This is a genomic window from Acidovorax sp. Leaf73, from assembly GCF_916855635.1.
In the GTDB taxonomy this organism is placed as follows: domain Bacteria; phylum Pseudomonadota; class Gammaproteobacteria; order Burkholderiales; family Burkholderiaceae_C; genus Acidovorax; species Acidovorax facilis.
This window is the reverse complement of record NZ_CAKASI010000001.1, coordinates 1,045,337-1,061,755: the sequence shown is the minus strand read 5'-3', so window position 1 is coordinate 1,061,755 and position 16,419 is coordinate 1,045,337. Positions and strand designations below refer to the sequence as shown.

The window sequence follows — 16,419 nt, the reverse complement described above, 5'->3', positions numbered from 1 at the left end:
TTTACATTTTTGGCCTATGCCGCTGCCGAGATTTCTTCCAGTTCCGAAGAAATTTCCAGCCAGCGTTCTTCCAGTTGGGCCGTCTCTTCATGGCCTGCCTTCAGGGCGCGGCCACACTCTGCGATCTCGGCCGGGGGCAGGGCTTGCGTGAGCTTGTGCTCGAGCGCAGCCCGTTCGCCAGCCAGCGTCGCCAGGCGCTTGTCGATCTGCTCCAGCTCTTTTTTGAGCGGCCGTGTTTTTTCGGCTTGTTGTTGGCGCGCCTGGGCATCCAGTTTGCGTTGTTCTCGCCCGTCCCTTGAAGGTGTTGGGGCGGAGGCTGGTGTGGGCACCGGGGCCGCGACAGGAGCGGGATTTGCTGCCGCTGAAGGTGCGTTGGCCTTGGGGGCCGTGGAGCTTGCCACCGAGACCTGTGCCTGCTCGGCCAGGCGTGCCTCTTCGCGAAGGCGTTTGGACTCTTCGAGCAGGTAGCGCTGGTAGTCGTCCAGATCGCCATCGAAGGGCCCCACAACGCCCCGGCCCACCATCCAGAAGTCTTCGCAGACCGAGCGCAGCAGCGAACGGTCGTGGCTGACCAGCATGACGGTGCCATCGAAGTCGTTGAGCGCCATGGCCAGGGCCTCGCGGGTCGCCAAGTCGAGGTGGTTGGTAGGTTCGTCGAGCAGCAGCAGGTTGGGACGCTGCCAGACGATCATGGCCAGCACGAGGCGGGCTTTTTCGCCACCGCTCATGGTGCCCACGGCCTGCTTGACCATGTCGCCCGTGAAGTTGAACGTGCCCAGATAGCTGCGCAGGTCTTGCTCGCGGCTGGGTTGCTTGATGTCGGGGCCCAGTTCCTTGGCCAGGCGGATCATGTGCTCCAGCGGGTTCTCGTTGGGGCGCAACACGTCCAATTCCTGCTGGGCAAAGTAGCCGATGTTCAGGCCCTTGCCTTCGGTCACGCTGCCGCCCAGGGGCTTCATGGTGCGGGCAATGGTTTTGACCAGCGTGGACTTGCCCTGGCCGTTGGCACCCAAGATGCCGATGCGCTGGCCCGCCAGCACCGAGCGGTTGACGCTGGTGAGGATGGTGGTGGGCGTGCCCTCGTCGTCCACATAGCCAAATGATGCATCGCTGATAGCCAGCATCGGGTTTGGCAGATTGGCAGGTTCCTTGAACTCGAAGGTGAAGTCCGCCTCGGCCAGCACGGGGCCAATCTTTTCCATGCGTTCGAGCTGCTTGACGCGGCTTTGCGCCTGCTTGGCCTTGCTGGCCTTGGCCTTGAAGCGGTCGATGAACTTCTGCAGGTGGGCCATCTTCTCCTGCTGTTTGGAGAAGCTGGCCTGTTGCAGTTCAAGCTGCTGGGCGCGCAGCTCTTCGAACTTGCTGTAGTTGCCACCGTAACGGTTCAACTCGCCTTGCTGGATTTGCAGGGTGACGTTGGTGATGGCGTCCAGAAACTCGCGGTCATGGCTGATCACGATCATGGTGCCCGCGTAGCGCTTGAGCCAGGCTTCGAGCCAGACCAGGGCGTCCAAGTCCAAGTGGTTGGTGGGCTCGTCCAGCAGCAGCAAATCGCTGGGGCACATCAGTGCGCGGGCCAGTTGCAGGCGCATGCGCCAGCCACCCGAGAAGCTGTTGACGGGTTGGTCCAGTTCGCTGACGCGAAAGCCCAGGCCCAGAATCAGTGCCTGTGCACGTGCCACGGCATCGTGGGCTCCCGCGTCGTGCAAGTCGGAATAGGCATGCGCGATGGCCATGCCGTCGTCGCTGGCCTCTGCGTCGAGCAACTGTTGCTGGACCTCGGCCAGACGCGTGTCACCCTCCAACACAAAGTCAGTGGCCGACTGGTCGGTTTCGGGCATGTTCTGCGCGACCTCCGCCATGCGCCAGCTGGTGGGGATGTAGAAATCTCCCCCGTCTTCGTGCAGTTTGCCGCTGAGCAAGGCAAACAGGCTCGACTTGCCCGCGCCATTGCGGCCCACAAGGCCTACGCTTTCGCCGGGGTTGATGGTGGCGGAAACGCTGTCGAGCACGACTTTGGCGCCGCGTCGCAGGGTAACGTTCTTGAGGGTGATCATCCGGAACTCAGAAAAAAGCGCACCCGCACTGGGCGGGTGGCGTGAAAAAGCAGGGGGCCAAGGCTGTTGCAAACCATCCAAGGGATGCAACAAGCCGGTGGCGCGCAACCCTCTATTGTGCCGTGAGCCGGCTTTGGGCGGCCAAGGCCTGCCGAGTCACCAGCAAAACCTGGTCTTCACCTGCACTGGTATCGAGCCAGAAAACAGGCAGTTGGGGGAAAGCGGCCTCGAAGTAAGCGCGTTCGTTGCCAATCTCCAGAATGATCACTGCATCCTCACTCATGCAGGCGGGAGCAGCGGCAAACAGCTGGCGCACAAAGTCCATGCCATCGTTGCCTCCGGCCAGGGCCAGCTCGGGCTCGGCACGGTATTCGGCGGGCAAGGCGGCCATGCTGGCCGCATTCACGTAGGGCGGATTGCACAGGATCAGGTCCCAGGGGCCGGGCAGTGCAGCCAGGCCATCGGACAGCTGCAGCTGGATGCGGTCTTGCAGGCCATGTTTGTCCACGTTGATGCGGGCTACCGCCAGCGCATCGGGCGATATGTCGGCGCCCGTCACTTGCACCTCGGGCCAGGCCATGGCCGCCAGCACGGCAAGGCTGCCGTTACCCGTGCACAGGTCCAGCACCTGGCGGGTGTGGTCGCTCAGGTACTCGTCAGCCCCCCCATCGACCAGCAGTTCGGCAATGAAGCTGCGCGGCACGATGGTGCGTTCGTCCACGTAGAACGGTACACCCTGCAGCCAGGCCTCTTGTGTGAGATAGGCGGCGGGCTTGCGGGTGCGGATGCGCTCTTCAAAAAGAGTAGCTACCAGCGCTTGATCGGCGGGCGCTACGGGCTGATTCTTCATGGAATCGGGGGCTTCCGACAGATCACTGTCCAGCGGCAGCCCTAGACGCCAGAGCACCAGCCAAGCGGCTTCGTCGTGGGCATTGGTGGTACCGTGGCCAAAGGAGACGCCTGCTGCGGCAAGGCACTGCGCACCCGATTCGACCAGGGCACCCACGGTATCGCCCGCGACGGTGGGGTGCTGTTGTGGAGTGTTCATGCTGGCACTCCATTGGCGGCCAGGGCCTGCGCATGCAGGTTTTCCAGCGTGCGGCGGTAGATGTTCTTGAGGGGGTCAATGTCGGCCACGACGATGTGCTCGTCGATCTTGTGGATGCTGGCGTTGGGAGGGCCGAGTTCAATCACCTGGGGGCACACCTGGGCAATGAAACGGCCGTCGCTGGTTCCGCCCGTGGTGGAGAGTTCGGTGGTCAGCCCGGTCTCTGCAGTGATGGCCTGCTGCACGGCGCCCACCAGTTCGCCGGGGGTTGTCAAAAACGGCTGGCCGCCCAGCGTCCAGCGCAGGTCGTATTCCAGGCCATGGCGGTCCAGCACGGCGTGCACACGCTGCTGTAGGCCTTCGGCAGTGGATTCAGTCGAGAAGCGGAAGTTGAAGTCGATCACGACCTCTCCCGGAATCACATTGGTGGCACCCGTGCCGCCGTGCATGTTGCTGATCTGCCAGCTGGTGGGCGGGAAAAACGCGTTGCCCTCGTCCCACACCGTCGCCGCCAGCTCCGTGAGTGCGGGCAGGGCCTGGTGAATGGGGTTGCGGGCCAGTTGCGGGTAGGCAATGTGCCCCTGAATACCGCGCACAGAGAGCTTGCCACTGAGCGTGCCGCGCCGCCCGTTCTTTATCATGTCACCCGTTTTTTCGACGGATGTGGGTTCTCCCACGATGCAGTAATCGAGCTTTTCACCACGTGCCTTGAGTTTCTCGACCACGACCTTGGTGCCATCCACCGAGGGGCCTTCCTCGTCGCTGGTCAGAAGCAAAGCCAGCGCAATCTGCGGATCGGGCGTGGCGGCCAGGAACTCTTCCACCGCCACGACAAAGGCGGCGATGGAGGTTTTCATGTCGCTGGCACCACGGCCATAGAGCTTGCCGTCCTTGTGGGTAGGCACAAACGGGTCGCTGCTCCACTGTGCCAGCGGGCCGGTGGGTACGACATCGGTGTGGCCGGCAAATACTACGGTTTTAATAGCTGCTTGCGCCTTTCCATCAAGCGCTACAGGCCTTTTTGCCCACAAGTTGCTGACACGAAAGTCCGCCGGGCCGCTGTCCAGGCGCTCACACACAAACCCGAGCGGAGCCAGCCGCGCGGCCAGCAGGTCCAGGCAGCCCGCATCCTCGGGGGTGATGGAGGGCAGGGAAATGAGCTGTTCGGCGAGGTGCAGGGTACGGGACATTGGGGATTCGGTGGGATGGGGCCGTGCAGTCAGCTATAGTTAGAGAGCGAAGCGTAAGCATCAGCGCGGCCTAGGCGAGAGACGGCAAGCCAAGGACCGCCCCGCAGCGAGGGCGTCGTCCCCCAGGGGGAAGGCGCCGCAGGCGACTCAGGGCGGAGACATTTCATGCCACTGGTTTGACGTCCAGCACGATCTCGGTGAAGGAAGGCGCGTCGTCGGGTGCATCCCGCGCTTCCTTCTGCGCCTTGGCGGCATTGGCGGCCAGGGAGAAATCGTTTTGCAAGCGCCACATGAGGTTGGTAGGCGAGTCAGCGTAGGCCATGCCTTCCTTGCGGTCGATCTTGGAGTCCATGATCAACCGGGCGAGGGCTTCCTCAAAGGTCAGCGAACCTTCGGCCATGGACTTCTCCATCGCTTCTTTGACGCCTGAGAAATCGCCTTTTTCGATCAGGTCGGACACCAGCTTGGTGTTGAGCATGACTTCCACCGCCGGAGCACGGCTGCCGTCGATGGTGCGCACCAGGCGTTGGGAGATGATGGCCTTCAGGGCGGATGCCAGGTCGCCCAGCATGGTGGGACGCACTTCGACGGGATAGAACGACAAGATGCGATTGAGCGCGTGGTAGCTGTTGTTGCCGTGCAGCGTGGCCAGACACAAGTGGCCGGACTGGGCGTAGGCAATTGCGGCCGACATGGTTTCGCGGTCGCGGATTTCGCCGATCAGGATCACATCCGGCGCCTGGCGCAGCGCGTTCTTGAGGGCGGTCTGCAGCGATTGGGTATCACTGCCGATCTCGCGCTGATTGACGATGGATTTCTTGTTCTTGAACTGGTACTCGACCGGGTCTTCGATGGTGAGGATGTGGCCGGTGAGTGCTTCGTTGCGGGTGTCGATCATCGACGCCAGGGATGTGCTCTTGCCCGAGCCCGTGGCGCCGACCATCAGGATCAGGCCCCGCTTTTCCATGATGAGTTCGCGCATCACGGGTGGAAGGCCCAGCGAGTCGAATTCGGGAATCTGCTGCGAGATGAAACGGATCACCACCGCGTAGCTGCCGCGCTGGCGCATGGCACTGATACGGAAGCGGCCCACACCGCTGAGCGGCACGCCCATGTTCAGCTCGCCGGTTTCCTCCAGTTCTTCGATGCGATCTGGAGGGACCACTTCGGAGAGCAGGTTGCGTGGCGCATCGGGCGGCAGGATCTGGTTGTTGATCGGGATGCATTCGCCGTTGATCTTGATCAGCGCCGGGGCATTGGCCGACAGGTAGACGTCTGATGCTTTCTTTTCGCTCATCAGGCGAAGAATTCGCTCCATCGTGCTCATGGTGTTTCCCTCTTGTTGTCGGTGTCTGTCGGCGGGCAGGCGAGATGGCCTGCCCCGGGCTTGAATGCGATCAGTCGCGCAGCAGATCGTTGATGCTGGTCTTGGAGCGCGTCTGCGCGTCCACCTGCTTGACGATGATGGCAGCGTACATGCTGTAGGGCGCGCCGTTGGCGGCTGTTTTGGGCAGGTTGCCGCTGACCACCACCGAGCCCGAGGGCACGCGGCCATAGCTGATCTCGCCCGTGGCGCGGTTGAAGATGGGGGTGCTCTGGCCCAGGTACACGCCCATGCCCAGCACGGAGTTCTCTTCGACCACCACGCCTTCAACCACTTCGGACCGTGCACCGATGAAGCAGTTGTCTTCGATGATTGTGGGGCCGGCTTGCAGAGGCTCCAGCACGCCACCAATGCCCACGCCACCCGACAGGTGCACGTTGGCACCGATCTGTGCGCACGAGCCCACGGTGGCCCAGGTGTCGACCATGGTGCCTTCGCCCACATAGGCGCCGATGTTCACGTACGAAGGCATCAGGATCGCTCCCTTGGCGATGAAGCTGCCACGGCGGGCGACGGCGGGTGGCACCACACGCACGCCGGTGGCCTTCATTTCTTCTTCGGACAAGTGGGCAAACTTGGTCTGCACCTTGTCGTAAAAGCCCAGGTCGCCGGCTTTGACGACCTCGTTGTCTTTCAGGCGGAACGACAGCAGCACCGCCTTCTTGATCCACTGGTGCACGGTCCACTGGCCCACACCTTCGCGCGTGGCCACGCGCAGCGTGCCGTTGTTCAGCTCGGCGATCACATGCTCGACAGCGTCCTGGATTTCCTTGGGGGCGGCGGAGGGCGAAAGGCTGGCGCGGTTGTCCCAGGCGTTGTCGATGAGGGTTTGCAGTTGTTGGGTCATGTTGTTGTCTGTCAGTCTGTGGATCAGGAATCAGAAATCAGGCAGTGCGGGACTGGATGAATTGCACGATGCGCAACGCAGCCTCCACGCACTCTTCGGTTTCGGCCACCAGGGCCATGCGCACGCGCTGGGCACCGGGGTTGCTGCCCTGGGCCTCGCGGGCCAGGTAGCTGCCAGGGAGCACCGTAACATTGTATTGAGCCAGAAGGGCCCGCGCGAACTCGGCGTCGTCCATGGCAAGCTGCTCGGGGACTTTGGCCCAGAGGTAGAAACCTGCATCGGGAAGGGCTACTTCCATGACACCCGCCAGCAGCGGCGTGACTTGGGCGAACTTCTTGCGGTAGCGCGTGCGGTTTTCCACCACATGCTGCTCGTCACCCCAGGCCGCAATGCTGGCTGCCTGCACGATGGGGCTCATGGCGCTGCCGTGGTACGTGCGGTACAGCAGGAAGGCCTTGATCAGGGTCGCATCTCCCGCCACAAAACCACTGCGCATGCCGGGCACGTTGCTGCGCTTGGAGAGACTGGTGAAGGAGATCAGGTTCTTGTAGTCGCTGCGGCCGAGCTTGTCTGCAGCCTGCAGGCCGCCCAACGGCGGTTCGTCGCGGAAGTAGATTTCGCTGTAGCACTCGTCCGAGGCAATCACAAAACCATACCGGTCGCTCAGTTCAAACAACTTCTTCCACTCCGTCAGCGGCATGACGGCGCCGGTGGGGTTGCCAGGGGAGCAAACAAAAAGCAACTGCGTCCGCTGCCACACGGAGTCCGGCACCGCGTCCCAATTCACGGCGAAATTGCGTGCCGGGTCGCTGGCCGCGTAATAAGGGGCCGCGCCCGCCAGCAGGGCTGCACCTTCATAGATCTGGTAGAACGGATTGGGGCAGACTACCAGCGGCTGGCCTTTTGAAGGATCGATGATGGTTTGGGCAAACGAAAAAAGTGCTTCCCGAGAACCATTCACGGGAAGGACCTGGGTGGCCGGATCCAGCGTGATGGCATAGCGCAAATTCAGCCAGCGGGTGAAGGCCTCGCGCAAGCCCAACTCGCCAGCGGTGGCGGGGTAACTCGCCAGGCCACTGAGGTTGTTACTGAGTGCATCTTTGATGAACTGCGGTGTAGGATGACGTGGCTCACCCATGCCCAGGCTGATGGGGCTGTAGGCTGCCGGGGGCACCACCCCCGCAAAGAGCTGCCGCAGCCGCTCGAAGGGGTAGGGCTGGAGATGGGAAAGCAGGGGATTCATGGGGCGCCATTATGGGCGATCACCTCAGATCAGTCGGCGCTGGATCGGCCGTGGTTTTGCGGATCGTGACCGGAGCTGACCTCAATGCGTCGATGGGCCCGTGGTCTGTCAATCCGCCGTAAGTGCGTGTACCTAGTATTCAGGCCATTTGATCAGAACAATAGAGGAGACACGATGTCAGGATTCCTACCGCTGCGTCCGGGGCTCTGGTGGATGCGCAGGTGGCATTTGCTTGGCAAGCTGCTCTCGCTGAGTCTTCTGGTGGGGGCGGCACTTGCCATTGCTGCGTTTGGGGCGCCTTGGTGGGCGCTTGCCTTGGCCGCAGTGGTGGTGTTGTACGCTCTGCTCGTGCTTTACCGCAGTCTGGCCACCGACCTTGCGGGTCTGGCGCAAACCATAGAGCTGACCCAGGCCGGGGATCTCCGGGCCCAGCCCCGTCGCGACTACGGACAAGACGAAGTGGCCGAGATGGCGCAGTCGCTCGACCGCATGGTGATCACGCTCTCCTCCATGGTGGCAGACATCCGTAGCAATGCGGCGCTGGTCGCCCATGCTGGGCAGAGCCTGGCCGAGGGCAATCGCTCGCTGGCCGACCGCACCGAGCAGCAGGCCGCCAACCTGGAGCAGACGGCCGCCAGTGTGGAGCAACTGTCTTCAGCGGTGCAGAACAACGCTCAGACCGCGCACAGTGCCGATACCCGGGCGGCGCAGGTGCGTGACGCAGCCGATGTGGGCGCCCAGGCCATGGCACGTGCGGTGCAGTCGGTCGAGGCCATCCAGCAAGGTGCGCGGCGCATGACCGAAATCATCGGTGTGATCGACAGCATTGCATTTCAGACCAATATCCTTGCCCTGAACGCAGCCGTTGAGGCTGCTCGCGCCGGAGAGCAGGGCCGTGGGTTTGCCGTGGTGGCAGCAGAGGTGCGCACGCTGGCCAAGCGGTCCAGCGATGCCGCGCACGAAATTCGTGAACTGATCGGTGCCTCGGTCAGTCAGGTCGAAACCAGTGCGGGCCTGATTCGGTCGGCCGGGGAGGGGATCTCGGACATGGCGGGGGGCATTCGCAGCGTGGCAGCCAGCATGAGCGAAATCTCCGGATCGAGTGCCGAGCAAAGCACCGGCCTGCGCGAGGTGAGCGCCGCCGTGCAGCAACTGGACCAGATCACCCAGCACAACGCCCAGATGGTGGGCCATGCCGTGCAACAGGCAGAGGCCCTGGAAAGCCGCGCATCCACCTTGTCGCGTGCGGTCTCTGCATTCCGCCTGCAGCAGGGCACGGCCGAGGAGGCTGTGGCGCTGGTGGGCAAGGCCATGGCGCTGCACAAGAGTACCTCGCGCGACCAGTTCCTGCGCAGCATCACTGACAAGAATCAGCCCTACCACGACCGCGACATGTATGTGTTTGTCCTCGACCCCGCCGGCACCTACCTGGCCTTTGGAGGCAACACCGCCAAGGTGGGCACGCGGGTGCAGGACATTCCTGGCATTGCGGGCGGCCGGCTGGTGAACGACATCGTTTCCCAGGCGGATCGTGAGCCGGGCTGGGTGGAGTACGACATCACCAACCCTGCCACGGGTGCGGTGCAGACGAAAATGTCTTACGTCAGCCGCGCGGGCGATCTGTATGTGGGTTGTGGGGTTTACAAGGCACTCGCTGCCCGCTGAGTTGTCGGCCCTCGGCCACCGGCGGGCTCACCCCAGCAGCCGGCGGTACCAGGCAGTGGGTGGTTGTGGTGCAGGTGCTTTTGCGTTGGTCGCCTCAGCTTCGACCTCAGTTCCGGAGGCATCCATGGGCAAGAGCGCAATCCGGCGTATACCCAATCCCAGAGAGCGCTTGTCCGTGCTCTCCGGATTCAGATCGCAGGGCCGAACGAGGGGGGAGCCCTGGAGCACCACTCTGACCCGGTCCGCACGGCTTCGCAAGACCGCATCGGGAACACGGGCCTCCAGGACGAGCGTGTCGCCCACTTGTTCCTGGTGCACCGCAATCGCTTGCCCATTCACCTGCATTTGAAGCTCGCTGACAGCTGCCATCGTCAACAGGTGGACGACTTCCATCCGCAGCAGGTGATCGCCAACGCCTACCGGGCGGAAGTCGATCCATGTCTCAGGCTCCAGGCCTGTCCATGCAAAGTGATGTGGACCTTCGGTCTCCCGGACATGCCAGCCCCGTCCCGGGATGGGGCGGTCAAAGAGGTAGTCGTGTCCAGGCGGCAGGGAGGCGAGCCAGTGCGAATCGGGCTCGTCCAAGGGCGCTTCAATGTACCGGTTGAAGCCCATGCGGTCTTCACCCCGCAACATGACGCAGGGGAAAGGTTCGCTGACCTTTGCGATGGGGACCGTCACTCGGACGGCCAGTCCCAGCCTGTGCTCCGTGGTGCGGTTGGGGTTGGAGTGATGCAGCAGCCGTTCATTGAAGAGAAAGAACTGGCCGGGCTCCAGCACCATGGATACCTTGCGGGTTTCATCCACGTAGGCGGGGTCTGAAGCGATGCCCCCGAACCGAAGGCTCTTGGCTGGATCGGTATCGATGGCCGGAGGGATGATTTGCCGGTGCGAGCCTGGAATGATTTCCACGCATCCATTTTCCAGCGTTGCCGGCGTAATCGCCAGCCAAGCTGAAATGTTCAGGATGGGTTCCATGTTCCAGTTGTAATGATCTTGGTGCCAGGGGTATTCCTCTTGCTGTTCAGGCCGGGCAGGCGGTTTGTTGAAAAGATTGGAGTTCCACAGAACGAGATCCGGCCCATAGAGAGAAGCCATGCGTTCCACGATGGCCGGGGCCGAGCACATCGCATGGACCGCTTGGCTGTCCAGGTGCCGCACGCGCAGGCCGAATGGGCAATAAGGCGTAGGCGTGGGCAGCACCCGCTCACATACCGTTGTGCGGAATTTTTCCATTTCATGGGGCGAGAATGCCGTGAATGGCCCTGCGTAGCCCTGTGCCCGGAATTGCTCAATTTCCTCCGGAGACAAACAGACGGGGAGTTCGGAGGTGTCTTTGTTCATGGGTGCCTGCGTAGAAATACCTGTCAATTCTGAGGTTGCGCTGTCACGCGGGTTGGCTGGAACGTCCTCCACTAGCGCGGTCAGGCGCTCGTAGGCAGCCCGGCCCACGCTGACCTGCTGTCGTGCCACTTGCAGCAACCGCTGCCGTTCAGTCCCTGCTGCATGCCACGCATCCTGTATGGCGGTCGCCAAGTGCGTGGCCGTTTCCTCACGGTCCAGAAACACTATGTGGCAGGCGGCGCCAAACTGGGCTTGAAGCCCTTGCATTTTCGACCGGTAGTGGGGCGATGCCACCAAGGCAATCACCGACACCCCTTGCGACAGTGCGAACACTGCCGCATGGTAGCTGCCGGTGATGACTACACGGCATGCACCGATCTGCTGCACGACGTCCTGTGGCGTTGCAACCGGGTAGGAGGTGTAGCTGATGCCCGGGATACCATGGAGCAGTGAGGCAATGGCGTCCGGATCGGAAGGACCGGCAAGCGAAATGGGCACACCGGCAACAAGAGGTGCACCCAGCCGTGAAATGGCACTTCCCAACCCTTCCCGCAGGCGCGACAGGGTGTTGGCATCGACGCCGGCGTAGTCCGCTTGGCGGACGTTGATGCCCAGGCTCTCGCCCAGAACTGTGGGGTGCAAGTTAAACGCCAGTTCAATCGCCTCGTCTGCTGCCACGACCAGGCGTTGTTCTGGCACCCCAAAGGATCTCGCCACCATCGGGCTTTGCTGCGATTCTCTGCAGACCACCAGGCTCAAAAGAGGAAATACCCCCAGCATCTTCTGCGAAAGGCTGCGAACGCTGACGGGTTCAAATCCACAGCTCAGAATGACCGTTGGCTTGCCGAACCTGATACCCGCTTCCAGCGTCTGCAAGATGACTTCCGATTGACCAGAGAAATCGTCGCTGAAATATCCGCCGCCGGTCGCCATCACCATATCGCAATCCATCAGCGCCGACTCGATGCGCGCACAGTCCGCTGATGATTGGGTTACCAGGTTCCGGGAATCAGCACCAAGGGCGATGAGTGGCAGGGGGAGGCGTTCTTCGGTGAGCTCAAGCGCAATGACTTCGGGACAATCCTTTCTGAGCAGGGCTGCATTGCGGGTTATCCAATGTATTTGACAATCTGGCCAGAGATGCCGTAACCGGCGAAAAATGACCTGGTAAATCGCCCTGTCTCCCAGATTGTCGTTGTTGGAGAAATAGTTTCCTGAATCGACCAGAATTCGGTGCGGTGCCATTTGTGAATGTCAGAAGTAATAGGTGGTCAATGCCTCATCATGGAACGATACCAAACCGAGTGTGGTTGGGCGAGCCACCACTTTAGGGAAGCTCTTCACGAATCGGTTCTGGCTGTGCCGTAGCGACGCCCGAACTAAAACAGCACCCGCTTTGGGTAATTGGGCACGCCCAGCAGGCACTGCGCGAGGGCAATTGCCCGGCTTCGCGGGGGCATTACGCGTCCTTGCAGACGCACCTGCCCCTACAAGCCATCAACTTGTGCCTCGCCATCCACAGGTTTGACAGCGCAAATAGAGTGACGAGCTGCGCCGTGTTCTTCTTGAGCCCCCGGTAGCGCACCTTCACGTACCCGAACTGCTGCTTGAGCACGCGGAACGGGTGCTCCACCTTGGCCTGGATGCTGGCCTTGGTGCGCTCCAGTTGATCGATCAGCGCCTCAATAGGCTTGTCCTTGTCCAACTCCCGGCGCAATCCTGGACGCATGGCTACGTGCCAGCGCAAGGTTGGCTTGGCATCAGGCCGTTTGTGCACGCCTTGGTAGCCCGCATCTCCAAATGCGTCTGCCTCCTGCCCGTGCAATAGGCTGTTGGCTTCGATCACGTCACCCACGTTGCCGCTAGTGCCTCGCACCGTGTGCACCAGGCCCGAGTCCGTATCCACGCCAATGTGGGCTTTCATACCGAAGTACCACTGGTTGCCCTTCTTGCTTTGGTGCATCTCGGGGTCGCGCTCGCCGCTTTGGTTCTTGGTGGGGTGGGCGCAGCAATCAGCGTGGCATCCACCACAGTGCCCGCTTTGAGCTGCAACCCTTTAGCTTGCAGGAGTGCATTGACGGTGGCCAGGATCTGATCGGCCAGCTTGTGGCGTTCCAGAAGGTGCCTGAAGCGCAGGATGCTCGATTCACTGGGGATGTGCTCGTCCCAGTGGGACAGGCCTGCAAAGTCCCGAAAGCTGGCACGTCGTGCAGCGCTTCTTCCATGGCGGGATCGCTGAGCTTGAACCATTGCTGCATAAAGTGGATGCGCAGCAGGGTCTGCACTGCAAAGGGCTGCTGACCCCGGCGTCCGGCTTCGGGCGCGTACGGCTCTATGAGCGAGACCAGTTCAGTCCAGGGCAGCACCAGTTCCATGGCGTCCAGGAACTCGCGCTTGCGGGTGCGCTTGACTGTATTGCTCAGGCCCAGGCTGCTTTGCTTCATGCGACTATTGTCTGGGCTTCAAGCTTGCTCAATCACATCGCAGCGGTATTCGTGCAGAGGGTCCCTAGTGGGAAAACCACCTTCTTCACGAAGTTAGGGTTCCTGGCTATCAGAAGAGGTGATTTATTCAGGACTTCTGAAAATGCATTGAAAATAATCAACCCGGCGAATAACATGAATGCATAGTCAGCCGCGCTGCCTGCATTGTTCCAGCGAGATTTGAAAATTACTCCAAATGCGATAATGTAGATGGTCAGTAAAAAAAGGGGGTGCACCAGCGACCAAAATATTCCGCCAAAGGAGCCGCGATATTGGCTGGAAAATTCACGCTTGACGAGTTCAAGGACCAAACTGCGGTGCCGCCACAATGTGGTGGGAAGGCTAGATTGCATGGATTGCACATTCCATTTGAAATCGCGGCTGTATTGATTTGGTTGGTATAGTCATTAATCTCAGCCTAATATTGCGCGATGTGCATTGTCGAGAAGATCTGTGCTAGGCGGGCGGGCGGGTGGGGACGCTCTTATTGAATCATTGAAGGTTGCCCTGCAGCGGGGGGGCTGTTCGATGCGCCGTCTGAACGTGAAATTTGCTCCAATGTGCTCGATTTTGCGGGGTTTGTCTTCCCTCAAAGTGCCAGGGAGGGCTGGGCCTGAAGATTTCCCGGTCCTAGTCGACCTGGGCGGATGAAGAGGGCTCTTGCTCAGAGCCCCCAACCTAGCGCGGAGCTTGTGACCGCCGCTGGCGGGCTCGCTCCAGGGCTGCTGCAATGGTGGCCTGGCGGGCAACCTGCGCCGTGGCGGTATCTGCGAGGGAGGCAGGGACAGGGCCGTTGTCAACGGAGGACGGAGGGGTTTCATCATCCGCGTCCGGTACTGCTTCCAAGGGCAGGCGTTCACGGTGTGCCTGGTAGCGCAGGCGCGCCTGTTGCGCCAAAGGACCCGACCATGCGGCCCAGCCGGTGGCATTCCCGCTGGCGTTTTCGAGCTGGATGCAATCCACGGGGCACACCGGAATGCACAGCTCGCACCCGGTGCAATAGGGCTCGACAACGGTGTGCATTTTCTTGTGGGAGCCCACGATGGCATCGGTGGGGCAGGCCTTGATGCACAGCGTGCAGCCGATACACCAGGCTTCGTCGATGTACGCCACGGTGCGTGGGGCTTCCACACCATGCTCCGCACTCAGCGGCAGCGGAGCTTGCCCTGTGATGGCTGCGAGGCGGGCGATGCCCTCAGCGCCCCCGGGGGGGCACTGGTTGATGGGCACGCCCTCTTCGGCAATGGCCAGGGCGTATGTGGCGCAGTCGGGATAGCCGCAGCGTGTGCACTGTGTCTGGGGCAAGGCCGCGTCGATCCGCGCCGCAAGCGTGAGGACGGCGGCAGTTGATGCAGAAGCTGGCCGGGGGGGGCTCAAGCCTTGCGCGCCGAATTGCGGCGGGTGCGGGCAGATGCCGCGGCGGTCACCGTAGTCTTCGCTGGCGTGGCAACGCCCACCTCAGCGGGTGCGGCAGCGCCGGTGGGCTTGCTTGTGGTGGCTGCGGGTGCTGGTGCCACCCAGCGGGTGGCCACCGCCGCAGGCGCCTTGGCCGTGGGCTTGGTTGGCGTTTTGGCGGCTGCTTTGATGGGCGCTTTTACAGCCGCTGTGGCGGCGGGTTTGGCGAGTGGCTTGGCGGCTGCCTTGGGGGCGGGCGCTGCGGCTTTTGTTGTTGCTGCTGCGCGGTAGGGGGGGTTGTCGTCCGGCGTTTCCGTGACGGGAGCTGCGATTTTTGCCTGGGGCTTTTCGTGTTCCAGGATGAAAGCGCGTACCTGGGGGTAGACCACTTCGCGCCAGCGCCGGCCGCTGAAGATGCCATAGTGGCCCGCGCCCTTGGCCTCCAGATGGCGCTGTTCCTTGCGCACGATGCCGCTGCACAGATCGTGCGCGGCTTCGGTCTGGCCCGAGCCGGAGATGTCGTCAAGCTCGCCTTCCACCGTGAACAGGGCGGTCGTGGTGATGTCCTGCGGGCGCACGCGCTCGATCTTGCCGTCGGGGGAGCGCACATCCCAGGTGCCGTGCACCAGTTTGTAGTCCTGGAAAACGGTCTGGATGGTTTCCAGGTAGTAGTCGGCGTCCATGTCGAGCACGGCGTTGTACTCGTCGTAGAACTTGCGGTGGGCCTCGGCGCTGGCGTCGTCGCCCTTGATCAGGTCCTTGAAGTAGTCATAGTGGCTGCTGGCGTGGCGGTCCGGGTTCATGGCCACAAAGCCGGTGTACTGCAGAAAACCTGGGTACACGCGCCGCCCTGCGCCGGGGAAGTTCTCGGGCACGCGGTAGATCACGTTGTTCTCGAACCACTCAAAGCTACGGTTTGTCGCAAGGTTGTTCACCGAAGTCGGGGATTTGCGGGCGTCGATGGGGCCACCCATCATGGTCATCGTCAGCGGCGTGGTTTCGCCACGGCTGGCCATCAGGGACACGGCTGCCAGCACGGGCACGGTGGGCTGGCACACGCTGATCACATGGCAGTTGCCGTAGATGCCCTGCAGGTGGCGGATGAACTCCTGCACGTAATTCACGTAGTCGTCGAGGTGGAACTCGCCCTCGGCCAGGGGGACCAGCCGCGCATTCTTCCAGTCGGTGATGTAGACCTTGTGGTCCTTGAGCATGGTGCGCACGGTGTCGCGCAGCAAAGTGGCGTAGTGCCCCGACAAGGGCGCCACGATCAGCACCACAGGCTGGGCCTTGAGCTTGGTCAAGGTGGCGGTGTCGTCCGAGAAACGCTTGAAGCGGCGCAGTTCGCAGAACGGCTTGTCCATCTCGATGCGTTCGTGCACCGCCACACCGACGCCGTCCACATCCACCGAATGGATCTCGAAAGCGGGCTTTTCATAGTCCTTGCCCAGGCGATACAGCAGTTCGTAGCCCGCAGACATGCGCTGCGCCAGCGGGCTTTCGCTGAAGGGGGACATGGGGTTGCTGAACAGCTTGGCTGCAGCCTGCGCGAAATCGGTAAAGGGCTCCATCAGGGAGCGCTGGGTTTCGTAGATGTGATACAGCATGGGCGAAACTCCGTTATGTTGCAGTGCAATATAACAGCACTTCGTAACAAGCGCATGGAGGAAAACCACCAATGCCAAGTCACCTATGCGACAGATCAAGGCGTCTCACTTGGAGCTTGTCCAATGAGCCGATGCCAATCAAAATGCTATTGAAAA

The 16,419-nt window shown here is 61.8% G+C and carries 11 protein-coding genes and 1 pseudogene; 1 reads left to right on the top strand and 11 read right to left on the bottom strand.

Annotated elements, in window-relative coordinates; translation table 11 throughout:
- Nucleotides 1–14: 14 nt before the first annotated feature.
- The 6 genes from LPA35_RS04930 to dapC all read right to left on the bottom strand — a co-directional run bounded on the left by LPA35_RS04930 (nt 15) and on the right by dapC (nt 7,769).
- Nucleotides 15–2,057 (bottom strand): ABC-F family ATP-binding cassette domain-containing protein, encoded by a 2,043-nt coding sequence (locus LPA35_RS04930; protein WP_228895456.1) that lies wholly within the window; start codon nt 2,055–2,057, stop codon nt 15–17.
- Between the two features lie 112 nt (nt 2,058–2,169).
- Complete coding sequence (gene prmB / locus LPA35_RS04925; protein ID WP_228895455.1) at nt 2,170–3,105, bottom strand: 50S ribosomal protein L3 N(5)-glutamine methyltransferase; 936 nt, start codon at nt 3,103–3,105, stop codon at nt 2,170–2,172.
- Nucleotides 3,102–4,295 carry a succinyl-diaminopimelate desuccinylase gene (gene dapE / locus LPA35_RS04920; protein WP_228895453.1) on the bottom strand — a complete coding sequence of 398 codons (1,194 nt, stop codon included), beginning with the start codon at nt 4,293–4,295 and terminating at the stop codon, nt 3,102–3,104. The genes prmB and dapE overlap by 4 nt, the downstream gene beginning before the upstream one ends.
- A gap of 163 nt (nt 4,296–4,458) precedes the next feature.
- Nucleotides 4,459–5,622: a PilT/PilU family type 4a pilus ATPase gene (locus LPA35_RS04915; protein WP_228895451.1), complete on the bottom strand. Its 1,164-nt coding sequence runs from the start codon at nt 5,620–5,622 to the stop codon at nt 4,459–4,461.
- 70 nt (nt 5,623–5,692) lie between these two features.
- Nucleotides 5,693–6,526, bottom strand: a complete 834-nt coding sequence (gene dapD / locus LPA35_RS04910; RefSeq protein ID WP_121420221.1) for a 2,3,4,5-tetrahydropyridine-2,6-dicarboxylate N-succinyltransferase — start codon at nt 6,524–6,526, stop codon at nt 5,693–5,695.
- A gap of 37 nt (nt 6,527–6,563) precedes the next feature.
- A complete protein-coding gene (gene dapC / locus LPA35_RS04905; RefSeq protein WP_228895449.1) occupies nt 6,564–7,769 on the bottom strand; it encodes a succinyldiaminopimelate transaminase in 1,206 nt (401 codons plus the stop codon).
- Between the two features lie 174 nt (nt 7,770–7,943).
- On the opposite strand from dapC, the gene LPA35_RS04900 reads away from it, so the two are divergent.
- The gene (locus LPA35_RS04900; RefSeq protein ID WP_228895447.1) at nt 7,944–9,434 is read left to right on the top strand and encodes a methyl-accepting chemotaxis protein; all 1,491 of its coding nucleotides are present in this window, start codon (nt 7,944–7,946) and stop codon (nt 9,432–9,434) included.
- 27 nt (nt 9,435–9,461) lie between these two features.
- Here the strand turns inward: LPA35_RS04900 and LPA35_RS04895 are convergent, their stop codons facing one another.
- The 5 genes and pseudogenes from LPA35_RS04895 to phaZ form a co-directional block, all read right to left on the bottom strand.
- The gene (locus tag LPA35_RS04895) at nt 9,462–12,023 is read right to left on the bottom strand and encodes a phytanoyl-CoA dioxygenase family protein (RefSeq protein ID WP_228895445.1); all 2,562 of its coding nucleotides are present in this window, start codon (nt 12,021–12,023) and stop codon (nt 9,462–9,464) included.
- 214 nt (nt 12,024–12,237) lie between these two features.
- A pseudogene (locus tag LPA35_RS04890) lies at nt 12,238–13,222 on the bottom strand (IS5 family transposase).
- 32 nt (nt 13,223–13,254) lie between these two features.
- Nucleotides 13,255–13,614, bottom strand: a complete 360-nt coding sequence (locus tag LPA35_RS04885) for an ABC transporter permease (RefSeq protein ID WP_228895443.1) — start codon at nt 13,612–13,614, stop codon at nt 13,255–13,257.
- Nucleotides 13,615–13,939: 325 nt separating this feature from the next.
- Nucleotides 13,940–14,566 (bottom strand): RnfABCDGE type electron transport complex subunit B, encoded by a 627-nt coding sequence (locus LPA35_RS04880; protein WP_228895441.1) that lies wholly within the window; start codon nt 14,564–14,566, stop codon nt 13,940–13,942.
- A 68-nt stretch (nt 14,567–14,634) separates the two neighbouring features.
- Nucleotides 14,635–16,263, bottom strand: a complete 1,629-nt coding sequence (phaZ, locus tag LPA35_RS04875) for a polyhydroxyalkanoate depolymerase (protein WP_228895439.1) — start codon at nt 16,261–16,263, stop codon at nt 14,635–14,637.
- Nucleotides 16,264–16,419 lie beyond the last annotated feature (156 nt).